This is a genomic window from Tsukamurella strandjordii (assembly GCF_039525985.1).
Lineage (GTDB): Bacteria > Actinomycetota > Actinomycetes > Mycobacteriales > Mycobacteriaceae > Tsukamurella > Tsukamurella strandjordii.
Genome location: NZ_BAAAII010000002.1, coordinates 791788 through 817075, shown reverse-complemented (window position 1 = coordinate 817075; position 25288 = coordinate 791788). Strand labels below are relative to the sequence as shown.

General features: G+C 70.6%; 27 protein-coding genes and 1 pseudogene. 23 read left to right on the top strand and 5 right to left on the bottom strand.

The genetic code is table 11. The features are described 5' to 3' along the window. Positions 1–83: 83 nt before the first annotated feature. Positions 84–899: a DUF3109 family protein gene (locus tag ABD108_RS04780; protein WP_220658467.1), complete on the bottom strand. Its 816-nt coding sequence runs from the start codon at positions 897–899 to the stop codon at positions 84–86. A 48-nt stretch (positions 900–947) separates the two neighbouring features. Here ABD108_RS04780 and ABD108_RS04775 point away from each other — a divergent pair, with 48 nt between their 5' ends. The 9 genes and pseudogenes from ABD108_RS04775 to ABD108_RS04735 form a co-directional block, all read left to right on the top strand. Further along, positions 948–1907: a Ppx/GppA family phosphatase gene (locus tag ABD108_RS04775; RefSeq protein WP_220656631.1), complete on the top strand. Its 960-nt coding sequence runs from the start codon at positions 948–950 to the stop codon at positions 1905–1907. Positions 1908–2077: 170 nt separating this feature from the next. Next, the gene (locus ABD108_RS04770) at positions 2078–3286 is read left to right on the top strand and encodes a hypothetical protein (RefSeq protein ID WP_343929580.1); all 1209 of its coding nucleotides are present in this window, start codon (positions 2078–2080) and stop codon (positions 3284–3286) included. A gap of 17 nt (positions 3287–3303) precedes the next feature. Then, positions 3304–4146 (top strand): sugar phosphate isomerase/epimerase family protein, encoded by an 843-nt coding sequence (locus ABD108_RS04765; RefSeq protein WP_343929578.1) that lies wholly within the window; start codon positions 3304–3306, stop codon positions 4144–4146. Between the two features lie 31 nt (positions 4147–4177). Beyond that, positions 4178–5008 carry a thioesterase family protein gene (locus ABD108_RS04760; RefSeq protein WP_343929576.1) on the top strand — a complete coding sequence of 277 codons (831 nt, stop codon included), beginning with the start codon at positions 4178–4180 and terminating at the stop codon, positions 5006–5008. A gap of 10 nt (positions 5009–5018) precedes the next feature. Continuing rightward, positions 5019–5834 carry a pyrroline-5-carboxylate reductase gene (proC, locus tag ABD108_RS04755; RefSeq protein ID WP_220656627.1) on the top strand — a complete coding sequence of 272 codons (816 nt, stop codon included), beginning with the start codon at positions 5019–5021 and terminating at the stop codon, positions 5832–5834. 128 nt (positions 5835–5962) lie between these two features. Beyond that, positions 5963–6205, top strand: coding sequence for a helix-turn-helix domain-containing protein (locus ABD108_RS04750; protein WP_220656626.1), 243 nt, complete (start codon positions 5963–5965; stop codon positions 6203–6205). 187 nt (positions 6206–6392) lie between these two features. Next, positions 6393–6494: a 30S ribosomal protein bS22 gene (locus tag ABD108_RS04745; RefSeq protein ID WP_003402602.1), complete on the top strand. Its 102-nt coding sequence runs from the start codon at positions 6393–6395 to the stop codon at positions 6492–6494. 108 nt (positions 6495–6602) lie between these two features. Continuing rightward, entirely contained in the window at positions 6603–7688 is a 1086-nt protein-coding gene (locus tag ABD108_RS04740; protein ID WP_220656625.1) for an NAD-dependent epimerase/dehydratase family protein, read from the top strand. 145 nt (positions 7689–7833) lie between these two features. Further along, a pseudogene (locus tag ABD108_RS04735) lies at positions 7834–8400 on the top strand (lysophospholipid acyltransferase family protein); the annotation flags it as partial. Between the two features lie 177 nt (positions 8401–8577). Here ABD108_RS04735 and ABD108_RS04730 read toward each other — a convergent pair. Then, entirely contained in the window at positions 8578–9465 is an 888-nt protein-coding gene (locus tag ABD108_RS04730) for an HAD family hydrolase (RefSeq protein WP_220656623.1), read from the bottom strand. Between the two features lie 76 nt (positions 9466–9541). On the opposite strand from ABD108_RS04730, the gene ABD108_RS04725 reads away from it, so the two are divergent. The 8 genes from ABD108_RS04725 (at position 9542) to ABD108_RS04690 (ending at position 17153) form a co-directional block, all read left to right on the top strand. Further along, positions 9542–9808 (top strand): glutaredoxin family protein, encoded by a 267-nt coding sequence (locus tag ABD108_RS04725; protein WP_220656622.1) that lies wholly within the window; start codon positions 9542–9544, stop codon positions 9806–9808. Positions 9809–9947: 139 nt separating this feature from the next. Continuing rightward, the gene (locus tag ABD108_RS04720) at positions 9948–11285 is read left to right on the top strand and encodes a glutamyl-tRNA reductase (protein ID WP_220656621.1); all 1338 of its coding nucleotides are present in this window, start codon (positions 9948–9950) and stop codon (positions 11283–11285) included. Continuing rightward, positions 11278–12222: a hydroxymethylbilane synthase gene (gene hemC, locus ABD108_RS04715; protein WP_305110175.1), complete on the top strand. Its 945-nt coding sequence runs from the start codon at positions 11278–11280 to the stop codon at positions 12220–12222. Before ABD108_RS04720 ends, hemC begins: the two co-directional genes overlap by 8 nt. Before the next feature lie 93 nt (positions 12223–12315). Further along, positions 12316–14022 carry a bifunctional uroporphyrinogen-III C-methyltransferase/uroporphyrinogen-III synthase gene (locus ABD108_RS04710; RefSeq protein ID WP_305110174.1) on the top strand — a complete coding sequence of 569 codons (1707 nt, stop codon included), beginning with the start codon at positions 12316–12318 and terminating at the stop codon, positions 14020–14022. 47 nt (positions 14023–14069) lie between these two features. Next, entirely contained in the window at positions 14070–15062 is a 993-nt protein-coding gene (gene hemB / locus ABD108_RS04705; protein ID WP_343929573.1) for a porphobilinogen synthase, read from the top strand. After that, positions 15059–15649: a hypothetical protein gene (locus ABD108_RS04700; protein ID WP_220656619.1), complete on the top strand. Its 591-nt coding sequence runs from the start codon at positions 15059–15061 to the stop codon at positions 15647–15649. Before hemB ends, ABD108_RS04700 begins: the two co-directional genes overlap by 4 nt. Then, on the top strand, positions 15646–16119 hold the full coding sequence (locus ABD108_RS04695; protein WP_343929571.1) for a DUF3093 family protein: 474 nt from the start codon (positions 15646–15648) through the stop codon (positions 16117–16119). Before ABD108_RS04700 ends, ABD108_RS04695 begins: the two co-directional genes overlap by 4 nt. A gap of 182 nt (positions 16120–16301) precedes the next feature. Next, positions 16302–17153: an endonuclease domain-containing protein gene (locus tag ABD108_RS04690; protein WP_220656617.1), complete on the top strand. Its 852-nt coding sequence runs from the start codon at positions 16302–16304 to the stop codon at positions 17151–17153. Positions 17154–17210: 57 nt separating this feature from the next. Here ABD108_RS04690 and ABD108_RS04685 read toward each other — a convergent pair whose 3' ends face one another. Next, on the bottom strand, positions 17211–17690 hold the full coding sequence (locus ABD108_RS04685) for an NUDIX hydrolase (RefSeq protein WP_220656616.1): 480 nt from the start codon (positions 17688–17690) through the stop codon (positions 17211–17213). A gap of 94 nt (positions 17691–17784) precedes the next feature. Between ABD108_RS04685 and ABD108_RS04680 the strand changes: the two genes are divergently transcribed. The 6 genes from ABD108_RS04680 (at position 17785) to ABD108_RS04655 (ending at position 22676) form a co-directional block, all read left to right on the top strand. Next, positions 17785–17991, top strand: a complete 207-nt coding sequence (locus tag ABD108_RS04680; protein ID WP_343929569.1) for a heavy-metal-associated domain-containing protein — start codon at positions 17785–17787, stop codon at positions 17989–17991. A gap of 42 nt (positions 17992–18033) precedes the next feature. Then, positions 18034–18657 carry a CYTH domain-containing protein gene (locus ABD108_RS04675; protein WP_343929567.1) on the top strand — a complete coding sequence of 208 codons (624 nt, stop codon included), beginning with the start codon at positions 18034–18036 and terminating at the stop codon, positions 18655–18657. Between the two features lie 279 nt (positions 18658–18936). Beyond that, entirely contained in the window at positions 18937–21147 is a 2211-nt protein-coding gene (locus ABD108_RS04670) for an MMPL family transporter (protein ID WP_343929565.1), read from the top strand. Then, on the top strand, positions 21148–21837 hold the full coding sequence (locus ABD108_RS04665; protein ID WP_220656612.1) for a TetR/AcrR family transcriptional regulator: 690 nt from the start codon (positions 21148–21150) through the stop codon (positions 21835–21837). A gap of 27 nt (positions 21838–21864) precedes the next feature. After that, a complete protein-coding gene (locus tag ABD108_RS04660) occupies positions 21865–22446 on the top strand; it encodes a DUF1266 domain-containing protein (RefSeq protein WP_343929563.1) in 582 nt (193 codons plus the stop codon). After that, entirely contained in the window at positions 22407–22676 is a 270-nt protein-coding gene (locus tag ABD108_RS04655) for a DUF1266 domain-containing protein (protein ID WP_343929561.1), read from the top strand. Before ABD108_RS04660 ends, ABD108_RS04655 begins: the two co-directional genes overlap by 40 nt. On the opposite strand, the gene ABD108_RS04650 is transcribed toward ABD108_RS04655, so the two are convergent. Both ABD108_RS04650 and ABD108_RS04645 read right to left on the bottom strand, forming a co-directional pair. Further along, complete coding sequence (locus ABD108_RS04650) at positions 22665–23288, bottom strand: hypothetical protein (protein ID WP_343929560.1); 624 nt, start codon at positions 23286–23288, stop codon at positions 22665–22667. The two genes, ABD108_RS04655 and ABD108_RS04650, sit on opposite strands and share 12 nt — an antisense overlap. A 19-nt stretch (positions 23289–23307) precedes the next feature. Beyond that, a complete protein-coding gene (locus ABD108_RS04645; protein ID WP_220656609.1) occupies positions 23308–25272 on the bottom strand; it encodes an acyl-CoA dehydrogenase family protein in 1965 nt (654 codons plus the stop codon). Between the last annotated feature and the right edge of the window lie 16 nt (positions 25273–25288).

The following is a 25288-nucleotide window of genomic DNA, read 5'->3' as shown; positions in this document are numbered from 1 at the left end:
TAACAGCGTTATCCGTAGACGAAAGCCCAGGACGCGGTGTGGGCTAACGCTGTTAAGTCAGGTGTGGGGCTCGGGAGTGGGGGTCAGAGCTCGACGTACTTCATGTCGAAGTTCTGGCGCTCGGTGGCGGCGACGGTGGCGGGGTGCACCGCGAGCAGACGGTCGGCGCGGGCCTCGCACTCGCGGGCCAGCACCTCGTAGGCGGCCTCGCCCAACAGCTCGGTGAGCTCCGGGCCGTAGCTCTGCCACACCTGCTGCGCGCCGATGTGCGCCTCCGGCGAGCCGCTGCAGTACCACTGCAGATCCAGACCGCCGGCGCCCCAGCCGCGCCGGTCGTACTCCGTGATCACCGTCTTGAGCACCTGCTCACCGTCCGGCCGCTCCACCCACTCCTGGGTGCGGCGCACCGGAAGTTGCCAGCACACATCGGGTTTCACTGTGAGCGGTTCCACGCCGGTGCGCAGCGCCATGGCGTGCAGCGAGCAGCCCTCACCGCCCGGGAAACCCGGACGGTTGAGGAAGATGCAGGCACCGTCGACCCGGCGGGTGCGGATCGCGGGCTCATCGTCGAGCTCGTCCTCCTCGAGGTAGCCCTTCTTGCCCAGCCCCTTCTTCCGGTACTGCCAATCCGCATCGGTGAGCTTGCCGACCGCCTTCTTCAGGCGCTTGCGGTCGTCCGAATCGGAGAGGAAAGCGCCGTGGCTGCAACAGCCGTCGGTCTCGCGGCCCGGCTCGATGCCGTGGCACGCGGGCGTGCCGAAGACGCACGTCCAGTGCGAGAGCAGCCAGGTCAGGTCGGCCACGATCAGGTGCTCGGGATTCGACGGGTCCGTGAACTCGAGCCATTCACGCGGAAAGTCCAGGGGGACTTCCGGGACAGGAGTCCGCACACCCGGCATGGGAAGGTCGGTCACGGGGTCCACGGTAGTCGGGTCTAGATTGGCAGCGTGAGACTGGGAGTCCTCGATATCGGTTCGAATACCGTGCACCTGCTGGTGGTGGACGCCCATTGGGGCGCGCATCCCACCCCGATGAGTTCGACGAAGGCCACGCTGCGGCTGGCCGAGAAGATCGAACCCAGCGGCAGGCTCAGCCAGCTCGGGGAGGACTCACTGGTCTCGGCCGTGCAGGAGTTCACCACCATCGCGCGCAGCTCCGGCTGCTCCGAGGTGATGGCCTTCGCCACCTCCGCCGTCCGCGACGCCAGCAACACCGATTCGGTGCTCGCGCACGTCAAGGCCGCCAGCGGGGTCGACGTGGAGGTGCTCTCCGGCACCGACGAGTCCCGCCTCACCGCGCTCGCCGTGCGCCGCTGGTACGGCTGGAGCGTGGGCCGCGTGCTCAACATCGACATCGGCGGCGGCTCGCTGGAGATGAGCAACGGCGTCGACGAGGAGCCCGATGTCGCGCTCTCGCTGCCGCTCGGCGCCGGCCGCCTCACCCGCGAATGGCTCACCGAGGACCCGCCCGGCCGCCGCCGGGTGAACATGCTGCGCGACTGGCTCGACGCCGAGATCGCCCCGTCCGCCGCGCGCCTCGAAGCCGCCGGCACCCCCGACCTGGTGGCGGGAACGTCGAAGACGATGCGCACCCTCGCCCGCCTGACGGGTGCGGCACCGTCGTCCGCCGGACCGCGCGTCAAGCGCACCCTCACCGCCCGGGGCCTGAGCCAGCTCATCGCCTTCATCAGCCGGATGACGGTGGCCGACCGCAAGGAGCTCGACGGGCTCAGCTCCGACCGCGCGGGCCAGATCGTGGCCGGTGCGCTGGTCGCCGAGGCCGCCATGCGTGCGATGAAGGTGGAGCAGCTGGACATCTGCCCGTGGGCCCTGCGGGAGGGTGTGATCCTGCGTTACCTGGACACTCAGGCCGGTTTCACGCCCGAGAACGGCACCAAGTCGCACTGAAGCCGCGGCGACGGATCGTTGATCGCTGCGCGCGCCGCCGAAGGCCCGCGTGCACGAACACGTAGAATCTTCGGCAGACCCAGACAGGCGTGGGTGCGGATGGACAATCATCCGCGACCGCGTCGAGGTCCCCACCGGGACCCGGAACAGAGTCGAGGACGGTGACTTCAATGAGTGACGAGCAGAGCATCTCGGTTGCAGAACTGCTCGCCCGCAACGGCGGGTCCGCTGCTCCGGCCGGGGGCCGGCGGCGTCGGCACCGCGGTGGCGAGAACTCCATCACCGTCGCCGAGCTCACCGGAGAGATCCCCGTGGTGCGCGACGGTGCCCCGTCGGCTGAGGCCCCGTCGGCCGAGGCCCCGTCGGCCGAGGTCCCCTCGGCACCCGCCGCTGCGGCCCCCGCGGCCGCGGCACCGTCGGCCCCCGTCGAGCAGCCTGCGCCCCAGGCCCCGGAGCCCCAGGCGCCGGAGCCCCAGGCCCCGGCCGCCGAGCCGGTGCAGGCCCAGCCGCAGTGGCAGGCGCCGCGCGCGCCGCAGGCGCCGGCGGCATCGGGTGAGGCCACCGACACCTTCGAGGCCGTCCACGACGAGCCCGAGGAGGAGCCCGCCAGCTCCGCCTCCCTCGCGCAGGCCGTCGCCGACACCGGCCGCTTCGAGGCGATCGACCCCGGCAACGTCGACGAGTACCCGATCGCGGCTCCCTCCGAGTCCGCTCCGGCAGCGTCGGCCGCACCCGTCGAGGAGGTGCAGGCCGAGGTCGTCGAGACCGTGCACACCACCGAGGGACACGCCGAGGTGAACCACGCCTGGTCGCAGTGGAGCGACGGGACCGCCCCCGGGATGGCCACCGCCGACTTCAACACCGCCCAGGTCCGCGAGCGCCAGGCGCGCCTGCAGGCCGAGGCCGCCGAGGCCCCGGCCGTCGAGACCCCCGAGGTGCCGACCGTCGCGCAGGCCGCCGCGGTGCCGGTGCCCGACACCGCCTCGCTGAGCGTGCAGCAGATCGGCGACGCCAAGGACGACACCCCCGACTTCCTCGCCGACGAGCCCGCACAGGACGTCGCCGAGAAGGACGGCGCCGATGTCGACGACGACGCCCCGCGCACGGGCCGCAGCTGGGCCCTGCTCATCGCCGAGGTGCTCGGCGGCGTGATCGCCGGCGCGGCCCTGTTCTACGGCTTCTACCAGCTGTGGAACTGGGGCGGTGGCACGTGGACGATCGCGCTCACGGTGGTGCTGGCCTTCGTGGTGATCATCGCGATCGTCACCTTCACGCACTACCTGCGCAAGACCACCGACTACGTGACCCTCGGCCTATCCCTGTTCGTGGGCCTGGTGATCACCTTCGGCCCGCTGCTGATGAGCCTGTCCCAGAGCTGACGCGTACCGTCGACGCTGTGAGCGGCATCGAGGTCGGCCTGTCGACGGCCTCGGTGTACCCCGAGAAGCTCGAAGCCGCGTTCCGGTACGCCGCCGAGACCGGGTACGACGGTGTCGAGCTCATGGTCTGGCACGAATCGGCCAGCCAGGACATCGCCCACGTCGCCGGGCTGTCCATGCGCTACGACGTGCCCGTGCTGTCGGTGCACGCCCCCTGCCTGCTGATCAGCCAGCGGGTGTGGGGGAGCGACCCGATGGCCAAGCTCGGCCGCGCGGTGACCGCCGCGGAGGACCTGGGCGCGCGCACCGTGGTGGTGCATCCCCCGTTCCGCTGGCAGCGGCGCTACGCCGAGCACTTCACCGATCTGGTGAACGAGCTCGAATCCGACAGTCACATCGAGATCGCCGTGGAGAACATGTTCCCGCTGCGGTTCGACGCCTTCTTCGCCAGCCGCGGCGAGACCGCCGAGCGACTGATGCGCCGCGCCAAGCCGGTGTCGGCGTTCGCGCCGTCGATCGACCCCACCGATGTCGGCTTCGCGCACTACACGCTCGACCTCTCGCACACCGCGACCGCGGGCGTCGACGCGCTGGAGATGCTGGACCGGATGGGCGGCGGCCTGAGCCACCTGCACCTCGCCGACGGCCTCGGCGCCCCCACCGACGAGCACCTGCTTCCCGGGCGGGGGAGCCAGCCCTGCGCCGAGGTGTGCCGTCGGCTGGCGGCCTCCGGGTTCGACGGGCACGTGATCCTGGAGATCGCGACGGGTTCGGCGAAGACCCCCGACGAGCGTCGTGCGATGCTCACGGAGGCGCTGGAGTTCGCGCGGGAGCACCTGCGCGTCGACTCCGTCGCCTGACGTCCAGTCGCATCGCCGAAGGAGCTTGACAATGGCATTGTTCGCCGACCTCGTCGCGGTGGAGCCCGCGCCCGGCGGATTCACCGCGGACATCGACCGCACCTGGTCGGTGGGGCGCAAGGTGCACGGCGGCGCACTGCTCGCGGTCCTCGCCTCCGCGGGACGGGCCGCCTACCTCGCCGACGGTGGCGAGGCCGGCGTGGAGCCGGTGGTGGTCTCGGCCGAGTACCTCGGCGCACCCGACCCCGGCACCGTCGACCTGCGGACCGAGGTGATCAAGCGCGGGCGCACCACCTCGGTCGTGAACGTCCGCGCGGTGCAGGGCGATCGGACCTACGTGCAGGCCGCGGTGACTCTGGCCCGCCGGGACACGGGTGATGAGCGGTACGCCGAGCCCACGCCGCTCGACGGTATGCCGGCGACGCCGCCGTCGGACGCGCTGGCCTGGGACCCCGAGCACCCGGCGGCGAAGGTCTTCAAGGTGGGCCGGGTCGCCGAGGTGCGCTACGACCCCGCGACGCTGCCCGTGCTGCACGGCAAGACCGGCGCCGCCGAGACCCGCGGCTGGGTGCGGCTGCGCGAGGAGCCCGTCTCGGCGCTGTTCGCGCTGCTGGCGACCGATATCTCGCTCCCGGTGGTGGCGAACATCGGCCCCATCGGCTGGGCGCCCACGCTGACGCTCACCGCCGCGGTCCGCCGCGAACCCGTCCCGGGCTGGCTGCGGTTCCGCGCGTCCGCGCCGGTGGTGGGGCAGCAGTGGTTCGAGGAGGACCATCTCCTCGTGGACGAAGCGGGGCGCGTGGTGGCCTCGTCGCGCCAGCTGGCGATGGTGCCCGCGGCCGATCCCGGCCCGACGGCGTAAGGAGAAGGACATGACGGAGAACGTGACGATCGCGCTGATCGGCGGCGGCCGGATCGGCGAGGCCCTGCTCGGCGGCCTGGTGGCCGCGGGCCACGAGCCCGGCCGCCTGGTGGTGGCGGAACCGCACGCCGGGCGCGGCGCCGAACTGACCGAGCGCTACGGGGTGCGGACGGTGACCGGGATCGCCGATGCGGTCGACGGTGCCGGCCTCGTGGTGATCGCCGTGAAGCCCGACGTGGTGGCGGCGGTCCTGCCCGAGGTGAAGGGTGCGCTGGCTCCCGGCGCGGTGGTGGCGTCGGTGGCGGCCGGGGTGCCGACCGCCGCCTACGAGGCGGCGCTGCCCCCGGGCACGCCGGTGGTGCGGGTGATGCCGAACACGGCGATGCTCGTCGGACGGTCGATGAGCGGGATCTCCGGCGGACGGGACGCCACGGAGGCCGACGTGGCCCTCGTGCGCGGCGTCATGGAGGCCGTGGGCCAGACCCTCGTGCTGCCCGAATCGAAGCTGGACGCGCTCACCGCACTGTCCGGGTCCGGACCCGCGTACGTCTTCCTCGTGGCCGAGGCGATGATCGACGCGGGGGTGGATCTGGGCCTCACCCGAGACCAGGCCACCATCCTCGCGACACAGACGATCGCGGGCGCAGGTGCACTAATGGTTGAGACTTCTACGTCGCCGGTCGAGCTTCGGGCGGCGGTGACCTCTCCGGGGGGTACAACGGCCGCCGCGATCCGGACTCTGGAGAAAAATGGCCTCCGACCTGCGTTTTACGATGCGACGAGGGCCTGTGCGGAGCGTTCGGCGGAGCTCGGGAAGCTCTCCTAGAAGCTTCGGTTAGCTCACTCCCGTCGCATTATTCCCATTGGTACCGCTAAGCTGCTCGAAGCACGTGCGTGTCAGGTCCGCCGGAGGGGAAGCCGGCGGCGCGACATGTGCCGGAGGTTAGGGATTACATGGCGTCTGCAAACAAGAACAGCAAGCCCGCCGAGATCGGCGCAACGGCTCAGCCCGCTGCTGCCGGTTCCTCGTTCCTGACGGTGGCCGAAGTGGCCACCTTGATGCGGGTCTCGAAGATGACGGTGTACCGCCTGGTGCACAACGGTGAGCTCCCGGCGGTCCGCGTCGGCCGCTCGTTCCGCGTGCACGAGAAGGCCGTGCACGATTACCTTCAGACCTCGTTCTTCGACGCCGGATAGCCCGTCGCGGGCCCTGAGCCCGTGCGGTGGCCTCGCGGGCGGATCGACGCCCGAGTCCCGGGTGGATTTCGCGTGCGTCGAGGCTACGGGTAGAGTGGAAGCCTGTTGCGTGTAACGCGGGCGTGTCCGTCCGCCCGCCGCGCCGAAGAAAACTTCAGTCACATCGATAGAGAGACGTGAGGAACCCATGGGTTCAGTGATCAAGAAGCGCCGCAAGCGCATGTCGAAGAAGAAGCACCGCAAGCTGCTCCGCCGCACCCGCGTGCAGCGTAGGAAACTCGGCAAATAAGCGCCACGGCGGCTTGGGATCGACTGTTCCACGGCCTCCGCGTCACAATCTCGAAAGAACCCGTCCGGTACCGGGCGGGTTCTTTCGTGTTCCGGTTACCCTTCAGTAATGAGTGATTCGGCCACCGCAGGACCCACGGGGCCGCGTGTCGTCATGGTGACGGGCGCGTCCACGTTCCTCGGTGGGTATTTGGTGCGCCGGCTCGCCCAGCGTCCGGACATCGAGCGCGTGATCGGTGTGGACGCCGTGCCGCCCACCAAGGCGATGCACCGCCGGATGGAACCCGCCGAGTTCATCCGCGTCGACTACCGCAGCCACATCTTCGGCAAGATCATGGCCACCAACGAGGTGGACACGGTGGTGCACGGCGCCACCTCGGTGATCGACAACCACTTCCCGTCGGCCTCCACCAAGGACGCGATCGTCTTCGGGTCGATGCGGGTGTTCGCCGCCTGCCAGAAGTCCGAGACCGTCAAACGGGTGGTCATGCGGTCGTCCACGCAGGTCTACGGCTCGCGGCCGCGCAACGCCGCGCTGCTCACCGAGGACCTGGTGAGCGGGATGGCCGCCAACGGGCACCCGCGCGATCTGCTGGACGCCGAGGCCTACGCCCGCAGCATGGCCCGCCGCCGTTCCGATCTGGACCTCACGATCCTGCGCATGGCACCCATCCTGGGGCCGAACATCGAGACGCTGCTGCGCTCGCTGTTCGAGCGGCCCATGGTGCCCTCGATCCTGGGCCGCGACGCCCGGCTCCAACTGCTGCACCAGGACGACGCCCTCGGCGCCCTGGAGCACGCCGTGGTGGCCGGCCGTCCCGGCACGTTCAACATCGCCGGCGACGGTGCCATCTCGATGTCGCAGGCCATCCGGCTGGCCGGGCGAGTGCCGATCCCGGTGCTGCGATCGACCTTCGGGCCCACCGTCTCCGCCATCCGCGGCCGCGGCGGCGCCAACGACAACCGGGTGCAGTTGGACTTCCTGACCTACGGGAACGCCTTCGACACCGCGCGGATGCGCGACGAACTCGGCTTCACTCCGCGCTTCACCACCCGGCAGGCAATGGAAGACATCACGCGCCACGGGCCGATAGAACCTACAATCGGGGTGGACTCGATCCTGGCGGTGGAACAGCGGGTGGCCTCACTGGCCCGGCGGTTCGCCGGCATCGATGCACGAGTACGGCACGGCTAGGCGGTAGGGAAGCAGATGACGAACGCTTCAGGCTCACAGCACGCGAAGGTGCTGCAGTTGCCCGTGTCCATCGACACCCAGCGCGCCGGCCGCGAGCGGGCGCAGCAGCGGCACCCGTCGTCGCTCACCGGCGGACCGGCCCGACGACCGGCACCTGCGGCTGCTGGCCGCCGATCTGGCCTTCGAGTACCCGGTGATCGGTGAGGTGGCGCGCAAGCTGGGCGCCACCGTCGCCTGCAACGCCGACGCCGAATCCCTGCTCACCCAGGGCGAACTGGTGGCCGTGTGGCCCGAGGGTTTCAAGGGCATCGGCAAGCTGTACCGGGACCGGTACAAGCTGCAGCGGTTCGGCCGCGGCGGCTTCGTGACCGCTGCGATCAAGGCGCAGGTCCCGATCATCCCGGTGTCCATCGTGGGCGCCGAGGAGACCTACCCGATGCTGGCCGATGTGAAGCCGATCGCCCGGCTGCTGGGCCTGCCCTACGCGCCGATCACGCCGCTGTTCCCGTGGCTCGGCCCGCTGGGCATGGTGCCGCTGCCGTCCAAGTGGCACATCGAGTTCGGCGAGCCCATCCCCACAGACACCTACGCCGAGGCGGATGCCGACGATCCGATGGTGGTCTTCGAGCTCACCGACAACGTGCGCGAGACCATCCAGCAGTCGCTGTACCGCATCCTCGCCCGCCGGAAGAACATCTTCCAGGACTTCTGATCCCGCGGCTGCTCCCGGAGAGGAGCAGATTCAACGGCAGGTGCACCGTCGAGACTGCGGAAATATCCGCGACAGCAGCCCTCGGCGTACCGAATTGCAGTTTCGACGGCAGGACCGGGCGGGTATGCAGAACCTGCATAACGCGCGAGAACGGCCACACCCCTCGGCGGGGCGGAATCAGTTGTCGCTGAAGTGCTTGATCAGCGCGGCGGCGCCGCCGACGGCCACACCGACACCGAGGGCGGTGGGAACGCCGATCTTCGCGGCCTTGCGGCCGGTGCGGTAGTCGCGGATCTCCCAGCCCCGCACCCGCGCCACCTCACGCAGATCCGAATCGGGGTTGATGGCCACGGCCGTGCCGCACAGCGAGAGCATCGGCACGTCGTTGTGGGAATCGCTGTAGGCGGTGCAGCGCTTGAGGTTCAGGCCCTCCCGGATCGCCAGCGACCGGACGGCGTGCGCCTTGCCCAGGCCGTGCAGGATGTCGCCCACGAGCTTGCCGGTGAACACCCCGTCCTGCGATTCGGCGACGGTGCCGAGCGCGCCGGTGAGCCCCAGCCGGTCGGCGATGGTCTGCGCCAGCTCCACCGGGGTGGCCGTCACCAGCCACACCTGCTGGCCGGCATCGAGGTGCATCTGCGCCAGCGCGCGAGTGCCGGGCCAGATCTTGTCGGCGATGATCTCGTCGTAGATCTCCTCACCGACGGCCTTGAGCTCCTCGGTGGACCGGCCGGCGATGAAGGACAGCGCCTTCTCGCGGCCGGCGGCCACGTCGTCGCTGTTCTCCTTGCCGGTGAGCCGGAACTTGGCCTGCGCCCAGATCGCCGACGCCAGATCGGAGTAGCTGAAGTAGTTGCGTGCCGCGAGGCCGCGAGCGAAGTGCACGATGGACGCGCCCTGGACCATGGTGTTGTCCACGTCGAAGAACGCCGCCGCGGTGAGATCGGGTGGAACCGCCCCCTCTTCGCGGCCCTCCTTCTCGAGCAGCAGGGAATGGGCGGCGTCGGCACTCGCCTCGCCCGCCTCGCTCTGCCGAATCTCTTCGGCGCTGGCCTGGTCTGACACTGGCCACCTCCCACTCGCGACTGATGTCTCTCAACCTTAGCGGCGCGCGCCGAGCGCCGGGTGGGACACTCGACACATGGCAGCGTTTCCCACCGTCACCCTGCTCACCCGCGAGGGCTGCGGCATGTGCGCCCGCGCCCACGAGGAGCTCACCGAGCTCCTCGCGGAGCTCGCGCGCGATCAGCGCACCGTCGAATACCTGCAGGTGGACGTCGACGCCCCCGGTAACAACGAGCTGCGCGCCGAATACGGCGACATGCTGCCGGTGGTGCTGCTCGACGGTGAGCAGCACAGCTACTGGGAGGTCGACGCGGCGCGGCTGCGCGCCGATCTCGCGGCGTGAACGCCCGTTAACACCGGGCGTGGGGGATAGGTAAGCCTGCGCGCGTTTTCCCTCAGCGGCCGATCGGGGGTACCGTGCAGGTAACGGGACAAACTACGTTCTGTAGTTCCCGCGTGAGTTCTGCGAAGGAGCAGTCAGGGTGTCGGTTCTGCTGTTCGGCGCGTCGCACCGCAGCGCGCCGGTGTCGGTCCTTGAGCGATTGGCTATCACCGAGACCGATCGCCCCAAGGTGCTGGCGCAGCTCATGGAGTCGCCCCACATCGACGAGGTCATGGTGGTCACCACCTGCAACCGCGTGGAGATCTACGCCGTCGTCGAGGCCTTCCACCCCGCGCTCGAGGCCGTCTCCGACGTCCTCTCGCAGCGCTCCGGGCTCACCATCAACGATCTGAGCAAGCACGCCTTCGTCCGGTACTCCGAGGCGGCCGTGCAGCACCTGTTCTCGGTGGCCAGCGGCCTCGACTCGATGGTCGTGGGGGAGCAGCAGATCCTCGGCCAGATCCGCGGCGCCTATGCAGCCTCCGACGAGCATCAGGTGGCCGGCCGCGTCATCCACGACCTGGCCCAGCGGGCCCTGCACGTGGGCAAGCGGGTGCACACCGACACCGGCATCGACAAGGCCGGCGCCTCGGTGGTCTCCGTGGCCCTGGACCGCGCTCGCGCCGTGCTCGCCCCGCAGGGCGCCGACATCGGCCGCGCCCTCGTCGTGGGCGCCGGGGCGATGGGCGGCCTCGCCGTGGCGCACCTGGCCCGCGCGGGAGCCGCCGACGTCACCGTCGCCAACCGCACGCAGGACAAGGCCGACCGCCTCGCCCAGGCCGCCCTCGACGGTGGCGTCGCCGCCGCCCGCGGCGTGGCCATGGACGACCTCGTGGTGGCCCTCGCCGACGCCGACGTGCTGATCGCGTGCACCGGCGCCGTCGGCAGCGTCGTGAGCCTCGCGGACGTGCACTCCGCGCTGGCGCAGCGCACCGTCGACACCGATCTCGTGGTGTGCGATCTGGGCCTGCCCCGCGATGTGGATCCCGCCGTGGCCGGGCTGCCCGGCGTCACCGTGATCGACATCGACGCGCTCTCCCGCGAGCCCGATACCCAGGCCGCCGAGGAGGACGCCGAGAAGGCGCGCCGGATCGTCCTCGACGAGCTGGCCGAGTACCTCTCGGCGCAACGCTCGGCCGAGGTGACCCCCACCGTCACGGCGCTGCGTCGCCGCGCGGCCGAGGTGGTGGAAGCCGAACTGCTGCGCCTGGATTCGCGTCTGCCGGGCCTCGAGGGAACCGACCGTGACGAGGTGGCGCAGACGGTGCGCCGCGTCGTCGACAAGCTCCTGCACGCCCCCACGGTGCGCGTGAAGCAGCTCGCCGCCACCCCGGGCGGCGACTCGTACGCCGAGGCGCTGCGCGAGCTGTTCGAACTCAAGCCGGGCGCCACGGGCGCCGTCTCCGCAACCGAAGGATCCGACGAGCGAAGTGTCTGACTCCGACACCCTGCCGAACCCGCTCCGCATCGGTACGCGTGGCTCGCTGCTGGCCACCACGCAGGCCGGTACCGTGCGCGACGCCCTGATCGCCGCCGGGCACCCCGCCGAGCTGGTCATCGTGACCACGCCGGGCGACCTCAGCTCCGACCCCGTGGAGAAGATCGGCGTCGGCGTCTTCACCTCCGCGCTGCGCGATGCGCTGGCGAACGACGAGGTCGACGTGGCCGTGCACTCCTACAAGGACCTGCCGACGGCCCCCGACGATCGGCTCGTGCTGGCCGCCGTGCCACCCCGTGAGGACTCCCGCGACGCCCTCGTGGCCCGCGACGGCATGGTCCTCGGTGAGCTGCCCGCGGGCGCCGTGATCGGCACCTCCAGCCCACGCCGGGCGACGCAGCTTACAGCACTGGGTCTGGGTTTGGAAATCCGCCCCCTACGAGGCAATCTTGATTCTCGGTTACGCAAAGTCGCGGATGGCGAACTCGACGCGATCGTGGTCGCACTCGCCGGACTCAAGCGAATCGGTCGCCATAACGAGGTGACGGAGGCGCTCGACCCGGTGCAGATGCTTCCGGCGCCCGCCCAGGGCGCGCTCGCCGTGGAGTGCCGCCGAGGCGATGCGAAGCTGCAGTCCGTGCTCTCGGAGCTCGACGATCACTGGACTCGCGCGGCGGTCACCGCCGAACGAGCCCTGCTCGCCGAACTGGAAGCCGGCTGCACCGCGCCCGTCGGTGCGATCGCGGAAGTCGTCGAGTCCCTCGACGACGACGGTCGGATCTTCGAGGAGCTGTCACTGCGCGGCATCGCGCTCGCGGCAGACGGCTCCGATTCGGTCCGAGCCTCCGCTGTCGGTCCGGTGGGCGACGCCGGCGCGCTGGGCATCGCGCTGGCACGGGAGCTGCTCGACCTGGGCGCACGCGACCTGCTCGCGTAGCACCTCGAACGAGCGCCCTGCCCGCAGCGCGCACGCGGTCTTAGGTCACGGCCGCGCGCACGCACCGCTAACAGGACTACTGGGAGCCGATACATGAGCCGCACTGCACAGTCCGCGAAGGCAGCCGACGCCGACACGGTGTCCAGCCGCCCCGCCGCCGCGAAGGCGAGCAAGCCCGCGCGGGGTAAGGCCGCCGCGCCGGGACGCATCACCTTCGTGGGTTCCGGCCCGGGCGACCCCGGACTGCTCACCCTGCGTGCACAGCAGACTATCGCGCAGGCGCGCACCGTCTACACGGACCCCGACGTTCCGGCCGCCGTGCTGGAACTGGTGGGCGTGGAGCTGCCGGTCGAGCCCGTCGAGGCCGACGGTGACGCCGCCGACGCCGATACCGCGAAGGGCCGCAAGGCCGAGCCTGCCTTCCGCAACCCCGCCACCGTCGCGCCCGCGCTGGGCGAGCCGGCCGAGGTCGCCAAGACCCTGCTCACGCAGGCCCGGCACGGCCAGGACGTGGTGCGGCTGGTGGCCGGCGATCCGATGTCCTCGGACGCCGTGCTCGCCGAGATCCACGCCGTGGCCCGCACCCAGATCGCCTTCGAGGTGATCCCGGGCCTGTCGACCGCCACCGCCGTGCCCGCCTACGCCGGTATGGCGCTGGGGTCGGCGCACACCGTCGCCGATGTGCGCGGTGAGGTGGACTGGGCGGCGCTCGCCGCGGCCCCGTCGCCCCTGGTGCTGGGCGCGACCGCCGAGCACCTCGCCGACGCCGCCTCCGCGCTGGTGGAGAACGGCCTGGCCCCGCAGACCCCGGTCGCGGTCACCACCCAGGGCTCGACCTGCAAGCAGAAGACCCTGGACGCCACCCTGGCCACGCTCAACGAGGTCGCCGCCGGCCTGCCGGGCGCGCTGGTGGTCACCGTGGGCAAGGTCGTCGGAACCCGCAACAAGCTCTCCTGGTGGGAGTCGCGCGCCCTGTACGGCTGGACCGTGCTGGTGCCCCGCACCAAGGATCAGGCCGCCGACATGTCGAACCGCCTGCGCGGTCACGGCGCCATCCCGATGGAGGTCCCGACCATCGCGGTCGAGCCCCCGCGCAGCCCCGCCCAGATGGAGCGGGCCGTGAAGGGCCTCGTCGACGGCCGCTACCAGTGGGTGGTCTTCACCTCCACGAACGCCGTGCGCGCCGTGTGGGAGAAGTTCATCGAGTTCGGCCTGGACGCCCGCGCCTTCTCCGGTGTGAAGATCGCCTGCGTGGGCGAGCAGACCGCCGCCAAGGTGCGCGCCTTCGGCATCGAGCCCGAGCTGCTGCCCACGGGCGAGCAGTCGAGCCTCGGCATGCTCGAGGTCTTCCCGCCCTTCGACGACGTCTTCGACCCGGTCAACCGGGTGCTGTTGCCGCGCGCCGATATCGCCACCGAAACCCTCGCCGAGGGCCTGCGCGACCGCGGCTGGGAGATCGACGATGTGACCGCGTACCGCACGGTGCGCGCCGCGCCGCCCCCGGCCTCGACCCGCGAGATGATCAAGACCGGCGATTTCGACGCGGTCTGCTTCACCTCGAGCTCCACGGTGCGCAACCTGGTGGGCATCGCGGGCAAGCCCCACTCGCGCACCATCGTGGCGTGCATCGGCCCGAAGACGGCCGAGACCGCGATCGAGTTCGGCCTGCGCGTGGACGTGCAGCCGGAGACCGCGTCGGTGGAGGACCTCGTCGAGGCCCTGGCCGCGCACGCCTCCCGGCTCCGCGCCGAGGGCACGCTGCCCCCGCCGCGCAAGAAGCCGCGTCGCTCGCGGTCCTAGCTGCGGCCCGCGCACTCCGCTTCCCGCGCCGAACGTAGGCTGGTGGCATGAGTTTCCCGCAGGTGCGGCCGCGACGGCTGCGCACCACGCCCGCCGTCCGCAGGTTGGTCGCCGAGGTCTCGCTGGAGCCCCGGCAGCTGGTGTTGCCGATGTTCGTCCGGGACGGGATCGACGCCGCGGTGCCGATCTCGTCGATGCCGGGCGTGCTCCAGCACACCACGGATTCGCTGCGCGCCGCGGCCGAGGAGGCCGTCCGCGCCGGTGTGGGCGGGCTGATGCTGTTCGGTGTGCCCGACGATGCCGATAAGGACGCCGAGGGCAGCGCCTCCTGGGATCCCGACGGTGTGCTCAACCGGGCGCTGCGGGTGCTCCGCGAGGACCTGGGCGATGCGACGGTGCTGATGGCCGACACCTGCCTGGACGAGTTCACCGATCACGGCCACTGCGGCGTGCTCGATGAGCGGGGCCGGGTGGACAACGACGCCACGCTGGAGCGGTACGCCCTGATGGGGGTCGCGCAGGCCGAGGCCGGCGCCCACACGCTCGGACCGTCGGGGATGATGGACGGCCAGATCGGCGTGCTCCGCGAATCGCTCGATGCCGCCGGGCACGAGGACGTCTCGCTGTTCGCGTACACCGCGAAGTACGCCTCCGCGTTCTACGGCCCGTTCCGCGAGGCCGTCGGCTCGTCGCTGGAGGGCGATCGCCGCACCTATCAGCAGGACGCCGCGAACCGCCGGGAATCGCTGCGCGAGTTGGAACTCGACCTGGCGGAGGGCGCCGACCTGGTGATGGTCAAGCCCGCCATGAGCTACCTGGACGTGCTCTCCGATGTGGCCGCCGCTTCGCCCGTTCCCGTTGCCGCCTACCAGATCTCGGGCGAGTACGCGATGATCACCGCGGCCGCGCAGAACGGCTGGATCGACCGTGACGCCGCGGTCCGCGAGTCGCTGCTGTCGATCCGCCGCGCCGGCGCCGACATCGTGCTCAGCTACTGGGCCGTCGAGGCGGCCCAGCGGATCGCGCGGGGTCAGTGGTGACGGGGCCGCAGCAGGGTCCGCAGCAGGGCGGCTGGCCCGGCCCGGTGTGGCCCGGTCCCGGCCCGCAGCCGCCGAGCTGGCCCGGTCCGCCGCCCGCGCCGAAGCCCGAGCGCGGCCCGCGGCCCGACGATGTGACGCTGTCGGTGCAGCTGTGGATCTTCGTGATCATCGCCTCCGTGGTGGCCCGCGTCGCCGAGGCCTTCTCCGTGCGCGGCTCCACCGAACTGCGCCGGGCCTACGACGAGGCCCGCAAGACCGAGGGCTTCAACCTGGACAAGTCGCCGGGGCTGGAGACCTTCGAGAAGTTCGACACCACGCTGTTCGTCATGGCGCTGGTGATCACCGCGCTGGTCGCGATCGGCGTGGCGGTCCTGGTGTACCTGAACTGGCTCGGCCAGTCCTGGACGCGGGTGGCGCTCCAGCTGGTCGCGGGATTCGTGGTGATGCTGGGGATCTGGGCCTTCCAGACCGATCAGGCGACGGTGGCGGTGCCGTCGATCCTGGCCGCCGTCGCCGTGGTGGGCGCGGTGATCGCAGGCAACTCCCGGGAGGCGCTGGCCTACTTCAAGCCCGGGACCGCCGCGTGAGCGAGCTGTACTCCGAGCGCGGACTGTCCCGCGTGTGGCTGTTCATCGCGCCCGTCTTCACCGTCGCGATGATCCTGACGCAGGGCATGCTCATCGGCCGCTGGGGTGACTGGTGGATGTGGCTGCTGCTGGGCGCGCTGGCCCAGCTGTTCGTCTGGCTGCAGGTGACGGCGGGGCGCACCCACATCAGCGTCGCCCTGACCGCGGAGGAACTGCGCTGCGGCGACGAGACGATCCCGGTCGCGGAGATCGCCGAGATCCTTCCCGGGAAGACGCCCGATCACCCCAAGAAGGCCACGCCGGAGGACTTCCCGGCCTGGAGCTCGGCCCGCACCATGGGCAAACTGGCGGCGGTCCCGCGGCGCCGCTACGGCGTGGGCCTGAAGCTGACCGACGGGTCCACCGTGCAGGCCTGGGCGCGCAACGATTACGCCCTGCGGGCGGCGCTCGAACCGCTGCTCACGCGATAGCGTTCCGGCGCTTCACGAATTCGGCTTCAGCTCGATGACGCGGCCGAATACGGGTGTGTGACCTCGTAGAACACGACATCGTGAGCGGTGCCCGTCCACAGCGATGGGTATGAAACCGCCTTCTCTCCACAGCGGAGTTCCAGGGACGAGGTACGCGGAGGAGCGGGCGGCACGATCGGGGCATGGACACTCTCGATCTGATCGCCCGGCACGCGGATGGCGGCGTCATCTCCCGCCGGCGGCTGCTCGGACTCGGGGCCGATCCGGTCGAGATCAGCAGGCTGCGCCATGCCGGAGCTTTCACCGTGATCCGTCCCGGGTGGTACGCGACATCGACTGCTCGCCCGCAGGTGGTCGCCGCTGTTCGTGCGTTCGCGACGGTGACGTGTGTCTCGGCGCTGGCCTTCACGCCGGTGTGGGTGCCACCCGATCGGCGTGTGCATCTGCGGTGGCCGGCGCATCGGGTCGCTCGCGGGGCGCCGTGCCGCGCGCACCGTCCGCTCGCCACTCCCGTTCGGGCGGTCGACCCGTTGCCCCTTGCGCTGCAGTGCGCCGCGAACTGTCTTGCGCCGGACTACCTGGTCGCCGTCCTCGACTCCACGCTCAGGATGCCCCGGCCCTACTCGATCGGTGATCTGCGGCAGTGTTTCGACGGTGCCCCACGCCGGGTGTCCGCGCTTCTGGATGCGCTCGATCCGATGGCGGGATCCGGCACCGAGTCCATCGTGCGGTTCCGGCTGCGACGCGCGCACATGGGCGTGCGGACTCAGGTGCAGATCGCTCACGTGGGGCGGGTCGACCTGCTGGTCGGCGACAAGCTGATCATCGAGTGCGACAGCCGGGCCCACCACAACGACGAGCAGCGCCGGGCGGACAATCGCCGGGACCGGGCAGCGACCCTGGGCGACTACCGCGTGCTGCGGATCGACTACGCCGATGTGATGTTCGATTGGGACGCGGTGTTCGCGGAGATCACCGCGATCGTGCGCACGGGGAGGCACCGGGGCCGGACTCGCTTCACGAATTCGGGCTGAGCGGGGCGACGGCGGCAGATGTGGCTGCGTGCGGCTTCAGAACCCGAATTCGTGAGGTCAGGGCTGCCAGGTGGGGTGAGTGTCGCCGCGCAGGGCGGAGAGGCCGCGGCGGATGCGCTCGGTCTGCCGGACGGACATCGGCGGCAGCGCCTCGGGGGAGAACCAGGCGATCTCCAGCGACTCGTCGTCGGCGACGTGCGCCTCGCCGGAGCGGTAGCGGCACAGGTACAGCAGCGTGAGGTACTGCGCCACATCGCCGTTGGGATAGGTGACCGGCTCGTCGGTGCGCACCGACAGCAGGTCGAGGACCTCGGCCTCCACCCCGGCCTCCTCGCGGATCTCCCGCACGATGGCCTCGGCGGGCTGCTCGCCGGGTTCGAGGATGCCGGCGATCGACGCCCACTCGCCGGTATCGGCGCGGCGGCCCAGCAGGACTTCGCCGGCCTCGTTGACCACCACGGCCGCGACGCCGGGGAGCCAGAGCAGGTCGGTGCCGATCTTGGTGCGGATGCTGCGGACGTACTCGGGGATGGGCATGGCCCCAGCCTAGTTGCTAGATACCCCTAGGGGGTATACCGTCGAGGGTGGAGCGCGCGACGATGGAGGTTCGCGGCCGACGAAGGAGACAACCATGGCAGTCGAGACCACCTACACCGTGACCGGCATGACCTGCGGGCACTGCGCGTCCTCGGTGCGCGAGGAGATCTCGGAGATCGGCGGCGTCACGGGCGTCGACGTGAACGTCGAGACCGGCGCCGTCACCGTCGCCAGCGAGGCGGAGCTGACCCGCGACCAGGTGGAGGCGGCCGTCACGGAGGCCGGCTACACGCTGGTCTGAGCGGTGCACGGAAACCGCCGCCGCACCCTTTACGGTTGAGACATGTCTGAGCAGGGTTTCGGGGACTTCGAGTTCGAGCGCAAGTTCTTCGTGTCCGAGGTCCCCGAGGCCGCTGCGCTCGACCCCTCTCCCACGCTGATCGTGCAGGCCTACCTCTTCGCCGCCGACGGCTACGCCGTGCGCGTGCGAGTGCAGGGACCCGCGCCGGTGGAACTGACCGACGATCCGGGCGTGCTGGTCGACGCGCTGGGCGCGGTGACCACCGGGACGATGGCCGCGAAGGGGCCCGCCGTGGCCGGCACCCGGTACGAGGCCGAGCGCGAGCTGGATCCGATGGTGGCCGGTCAGATCGTGCGCCGCGCCGAGCACGTGGTCGCCAAGGTCCGCTATTCCATGTGGCTCGGCGAGGACGGTTGGATCGTCGACGATTTCCTCGGCGCCAATGCGCCGCTGGTGATGGCCGAGGTGGAGCGCGGCGGCCCCGTGACCGATCTCGCCATCCCGGACTTCTGCGTGACCGAGGTGTCGGAGGACGACCGGTTCCGCAACGAGTACCTCGCCCACGTCCCGTTCGGCGACTGGGCGGAGCCCTACCGCCGCGAACTCGCGCTGCTGGGGCCCCGATTCATGCATTCGCTCGGCGAGAACCGGCTCGGCGGGGTCTGAGGGCGTCGTACCCGGTGAACCGCTCACCCCATTCCAGCAAGCGGGTCACCGGGCTCCTTCCGCGTACCGCGCGGGGTGCGAGGAGTTTGCCCGGTTGAACCATCGCATATCAACTGCGGCTCCTGTAGATGGGAAGCCGAGTTGTGATGAAACAGTGACCGTGCTAGCCCGCCCGGTGTGAACTGCCTCTCATTCCCGATGTCGGGCGGTTGACGGCCTAGACTTATCGACGTTAACTTAATGGCGATAACACACCTGGTTCGTCGAAGGAGCCGACCCATGATCGACGCCGTCACGCGGTTCGTCGCCCGCCGGGCCCGCCTCGTGCTCGTCCTGGCCATCGTCATCCTCGCGGGCCTCGGACTCGCGGGCGCGGGCGTGGCCGATCGGCTGCAGGCCGGCGGCTACGTCGACCCGCAGGCCGAGGCCATGCGGACCTACGACCGGATGAGCGGCGACTTCCATCGCGGCGGACTGCCCCTGGTGCTCGCCGTCGCCGTTCCCGAGGGCCAGACCCTCACCGACGGTGCCGCCGCCGGGCCCGCCACCGCGCACGCCCGCGCGGTGATCGACACGCTCCGGAGCGACGACCGGGTGGAGAGCGTGGTCGACGGATTCTCCACACCCACCCCCATGCTGCTCAGCGAGGACAAGCGCACCGCCCTGATCGTGGCCTCCATCGCCGGCGGTGAATCGAAGGCGCCGAAGAACTCGAAGGAGATCGTCGATTCGCTTCCTGCCCCGCCGGATTCGGTGACCGTCACCGCGGGCGGCCAGGGCTACAGCTACAACCAGATCAACGAGCAGTCCTCGCGCGACCTGCTGATCGCGGAGGCCGTGGCCATCCCGATCACCTTCCTCGTGCTGGTCTGGGTGTTCGGCGGCCTCATCGCCGCCGCGATCCCGGTGCTGATCGGCATCGCCGCGATCATCGCCACCACCGGAATCCTGCGCGCCTTCACCGATTTCACCGATGTCTCGATCTTCGCGCTGAACCTCACCACCGCCATGGGTCTCGCGCTGGCCATCGACTACACGCTGCTCGTGCTCAGCCGCTACCGCGAGGAGGTGATCGCCGGACGGCTGCGCGGCGACGATCCGGACACCCTGCGCGCGCAAGCCCTGCGCCGCACCATGAACACCGCGGGACGCACCGTGATCTTCTCCGCCGTGATCGTGGGTCTCTCGCTGGCCGCGATGGCGATCTTCCCGATGTACTTCCTGCGGTCCTTCGCCTACGCCGGTGTGGCGGTGGTGCTCTTCGCGGCACTGGCGACGCTGATCCTCACGCCCGCGATCCTCACCGTGCTCGGCGACCGCGTGGACGCCCTGCGGATCGGCCGCACCCGCACCGAACCGGATCCGCAGGCCAGCCTCTTCTACCGGATCACCCGCCTCGTGCTGAGCCGGGCCATCCCCGTCGGCGTGGCCCTCACCGCACTCCTCGTCCTCCTCGGAACCCCCTTCCTCAGCATCCATTTCGGATTCCCCGACGATCGGGTGCTGCCGACATCGGCGTCCTCGCACCAGGTGGGCGACACCATCCGCTCGGACTTCGCCGAGGACGCGGCCGGCCAGGTCACGGTGGTGCTCACCAGCCCCGTGGACGACGGTGCCGTCTCCGACTACGCCACCCGGCTCTCGCGGGTCGAGGCCACCGGCGCCGTCGTCGCGCCGACCGGCACGTACCTGCGCGGCGATCGCGTGGCCGACGGTGACCCCACCGCCCGCGCCGCGAACGGCACCACCCTGTTCACGGTGTCGTCCACGCTGGACCCGCTGTCCGCGGACGCATCCGACCAGCTCGACCGGCTGCACGAGGTCCCGGCGCCCACCGAAGCCTCGTTCGGCGGCTCCGCCCAGCTCAATCGCGACTCGGTGCAGTCCATCCTGGACACGCTGCCCACGGTGCTGTTGGTGATCGCCGCGACCACGTTCATCCTGCTGTTCCTGCTCACCGGCAGCGTGATCCTGCCGCTCAAGGCGCTGGTGATGAACGTGATCTCGCTGGCCGCCGTGTTCGGCGCGCTCGTGGCGATCTTCCAGTGGGGCTGGATCGGTGGTCTCGGCACCACCGTGACCGGGGCGATCATCGCCAACATGCCGGTGCTCATGTTCTGCATCGCCTTCGGCCTGTCCATGGACTACGAGGTCTTCCTGCTCTCGCGGATCAAGGAGTTCTGGGACCACTCGCCGGTCCAGGACCGGGACGCCAACGACGAGGCCGTCGCCATGGGGATCGCGCGCACGGGGCGGGTGGTGACCGCCGCGGCGCTGCTCATGGCGATCGTCTTCGCGGCCATCGGCTTCGCCGGTGTCTCCTTCATGAAGATGTTCGGCGTGGGCATGATGATCGCGGTACTGTTGGACGCCACCATCATCCGCATGCTTCTGGTACCCGCGTTCATGAGAGTGGCGGGAACGTGGAACTGGTGGGCACCGGCGCCGCTGCGGCGCCTGCACGATCGAATCGGCTTGCGGGAGTCCTAGATGACGGCGGAGAAGCGACGGCGTTCCAAGCGCGGTGACGGTGAGCGTCTGGGCACCGATATCCTCGACGCCGCAACGGATCTGCTGATCGAGACGGGCAACGCCGAGGCGGTGTCCATCCGCGCGGTCGCGAACCGCGTGGGCGTGACTCCACCGTCCATCTATCTGCACTACGCCGATAAAGAGGCGCTGCTCACCGCCGTGGTCGCCCGGTACCTCGGGCAACTCGACGAGGAGATGACCGCCGCCGAGGCGGATGCCGCGACGCCGCTCGACGCCGCCCGCGCCCAGGGCCTCGCCTTCGTGCGGTTCGCGCTCGCCACGCCCGAGCTGTACCGGCTCGCGGCGATGACACCCTCGGACTCCGCCTCCGACGTGGACACCGTGCTCAACGCCGCCGCGTTCAGCCATCTCGAGGACACCGTGCGCCGGCTGCAGGACGAGGGCTACTACCCGCCCGGCGATCCGCGACCCATCGCACTGCAGATGCTCACGATCGTGCACGGCGTGGCCTCGCTCCTCGTGGCCAAACCCTTCCTGCCCTGGGGCGACCCGATCGAGTACGCCGACCGGCTGATCGGCGGCGCCTGCCTCGGCATCGCGCTCACCACCGGCCTGGACGAGCTGCCCGCCGGCGCCGATGCGCTCGCGACCGTGCGCGCCCTGCGCGCCCACATCGACGAGCGATAGCGCCACCTGGATCGCTACCCTGAGTCCATGACCGAGCGTCCCGCGGTGAGCCTGTGGCCGAGCACCGACAAACGCGCCGAGTACCGCTGGATCGGCGAACCGATCGCCGACGACCGGCTGCGTGCACTCGCCCTCGGCGCCTACGTCGACCGCGATGCGCACTACGTCGACAGCATCCGCCGCGACTGCCTGCACCACCCGAGCGACCCCACCGGATGCGCCGCGGCGGCGCTGTCGGACTCCTGGGGGATCACCAGCGCGGTCGACCTGCGGCGCACCGTCGCCCGGCTGCTGGACGGGATGCACACCGCCGAGTACGAGGAGGTCTTCCCGCTCGCCGAGAAGGCCGGCGCCGCCGTGCGCGACGGGCGACAGCTCCCGGCGCCGCACTCCCGCGACGACCACCGCCGCTTCCTCGCGGTGCGCGAGACGGTCCTCGGGCGCACCCCCGGATCGCTGCTCACCGCCTACGAGGCCGTGTACCGGCTGTTCGCGATGAACCTGGTCACGCACCTCACCGCCGATAAGTACCTGCCGCGGCACATCCGGTCCTGGGACCTGGCCCCCGCGTGCCGATCGTGGTCCGCTCGGCCGTCACCGTGGGGATGATCGCCGAGGACGAGGGCTGGGAGCTGCTGTCCGCCGCGCTGCGCCGGGCGCAGGACGAGTACCACGACTGGGAGATGTTCTCCGACGGGATCCTGGCCGGCCGCGCCTACTGGCTGGCGCTCGGCGATATCGCCGAGGTCGAACCGGAGGAGAAGCGGCTCTCCCGGGTGATCCACGACCTGTTCGAGGCACCGTCGAGCCCGTGGCGCAGGGTGTCGCTACATCCCTGACCAGCCGGGCTCCGCCGGCGGATCGGCGGCGGCCACACCGAAGACGGCGGCCATCCGCGCGCCCATCTCGGACTCCGGCACCGTGCCCGCGTCGATCTGCGCGCGCAGCGCGGTGTAGGCCTCGAACTGTCCCTCGATCTCGCTGCCGCGCACCGGTTCCGGCGACGGGGCGGGGGAGAGCGGCAGCCTGCTGCGCGCCCACCAGAGCATGTCCAGGAAGCGGTAGTACCAGACGTCCGAGCGCACCCACACCGAGTAGTGGCCGGTGCGATCGACGATCTTCACCCGCACCAGATCGTCCTTGGTCTCCTGCTTCGAGACCCCGATCACCGTGCCCAGCGGCATCTCGTACACCGCGGGCTCCGGCTTGCCGACGGCGCGCAGCAGCCGCCGGTCGGTGACGATCAGCGTGTGCCAGCCCGCATCGGCCTCCAGCCAGATGTCGAACGCGCCGAGCACCAGCTCGTCCTCGCCGATCACCGCGAGCAGCCGACGGTCACCGTCGGGCAGCTCCGGCATCTGCCGGAACCAGTGGAAGGCCGCCTTGATGTCCGGACGGTCCCGCGTGGCCGGGCCGTAGCTCGGCCGCGCGGGCACCTCGGGCTCGGTCATACCGACAGGATAGTGCCGGTCAGGGCGCAGCGACGCTGTTGGCCGGGTTGAGCATCGGCACGTCCAGCGCCACGGCGGGGATGCCGAAGGCGTCCACGAGCGACTCCGCGATCGGACGCGCCTTGCCGCACAGCTCGTTGACGCCGCGGCGGATGGCCTTGGCCCGCTCCACCGAGACCTGGCGGTGCATCAGGTACCAGCCCAGATCGCGCTCCAGCAGCGAGTACACGTACAGGTTGCGCATCAGCTTGAGCGCATCGCGGGTCTCGCGGTCGGTCACATCGGTGATCACGTCCACGAAGGTCTCCAGCACGATCCGCTCGATGTGCGCCTCGCCCACCTTGATCAGGTGGTCCTGGGTCTCGGTGAACACCTCGAGCGGGTCCTCGTCGGGGTCCTTCGCGCGGCGCATCCGGTCGGCGGCGGTGCGCAGCAGGTGGTTCTCCCGGTTGCGCAGCAGGCGCAACTGGGTGCCCGGGTGCGTGAGGTCGCTCTCCTCGGTGTCCTCGTTCGAATCGTCGAGCAGCGTTTGCACCACCTGGCGCGCGGCGGTCTTCTCCAGCACCACATCGCGGGCCATCTCGGCGACGAAACGCACCCAGCCCACGGCGTCGAGGCCCTGGACATCCGCGGCGTACGCGGTGAGCTGCTCCTTGGCCACCAGCTGGGTGAGCACCAGGTTGTCGCCCTCGAAGGTGGTGAAGACGTCGATATCGCCGCGCAGCAGGGGAAGCCGGTTCTCCGACATGTAGCCGGCGCCGCCGCAGGCCTCGCGGGCCGCGCTGATGGCGTCCGAGGCCAGGCGCGTGTGCCCGGCCTTGATCCCGGCGGCCTTGCCCTCGATCTCGCGGCTGTAATCCGGGTCGATCGTCGCGGGATCGGCGGTCTGCAACTCGTGCAGCTCGGCGGTCAGCTCGTTCTGCGCCAACGCGAAGGCGTAGGCCCGCGCCACCAGCGGCAGCAGGCGGCGCTGATGGGTGCGGTAGTCGAGCAGCAGCAGCTCGCCCTCGCCGCCCGGCGCGTCGAACTGGCGCCGCACCAGCGCGTACTTGGTGGCCAGCGTGATGCCCAGGCGGCCGGCGGCACCCGCCGCCGCACCCACCGTGACCCGGCCGCGGATCAGCGTTCCGAGCATCGTGAAGAACCGGCGGTTATCGGATTCGATGGGGCTGGAATAGGTTCCGTCCTCAGCGACGTCCGCGTAGCGGTTCAGCAGATCGGCGCGCGGGATCCGGACGCGATCGAAGACGATGCGGCCGTTGTCCACGCCCGGCAGGCCGCCCTTGTAGCCGCAGTCGGAGGTGGTGACGCCGGGCAGGTCCTCGCCGTTCTCGTCGCGGATCGGCACCACGAAGCAGTGCACGCCGCGGCCCACCGGCTCCTCGCCCGGACCGCCCGTGATCAGCTGTGCGAACACGGAGGCGTACCGGGCGTGCTTGCCCGCGCCGCCGATATAGTCCTTGCGGGCGCTGGAGGTGGGGGAGTGGATCTCGAACTCGCCGGTCTCGGGCAGGTAGGTGGCGGTGGTCTCCAGCTCCTGCACGTTCGAGCCGTGCCCCGTCTCCGTCATGGCGAAACAGCCGAGGACGTCCAGGTCGATCAGCCCGCGCACGTACTTGTCGTGGTGGTACTGGGTGCCCAGGTTCTCCACGGCGCCGCCGAACAGGCCCCACTGCACGCCCGCCTTGACCATGAGCGACAGATCGCCGTAGCCCAGCGTCTCGATCGCGGTGACCGCGGCGCCCACATCGCCGGTACCGCCGTGTTCGGGGCGGAAACCGTCGGCCGGGAAGCCCAGCGGCACCATTTCTTTCATCTGTCCGAGCACCAGTTCGCGGTACTCGTCCAGGCTCAGGCCCGCGCGGGGGACCACGCCCTGGTCCTGGATCTGTCGCCGGACCACGTCCCTCGTCTCGGCCCACCGGCCGTCGAGGATCGCGCGCAGCGCTGCGGTCAGTTCGGGAGACGGTGCCGGATTCGTCATGTTTCCGACACTACCG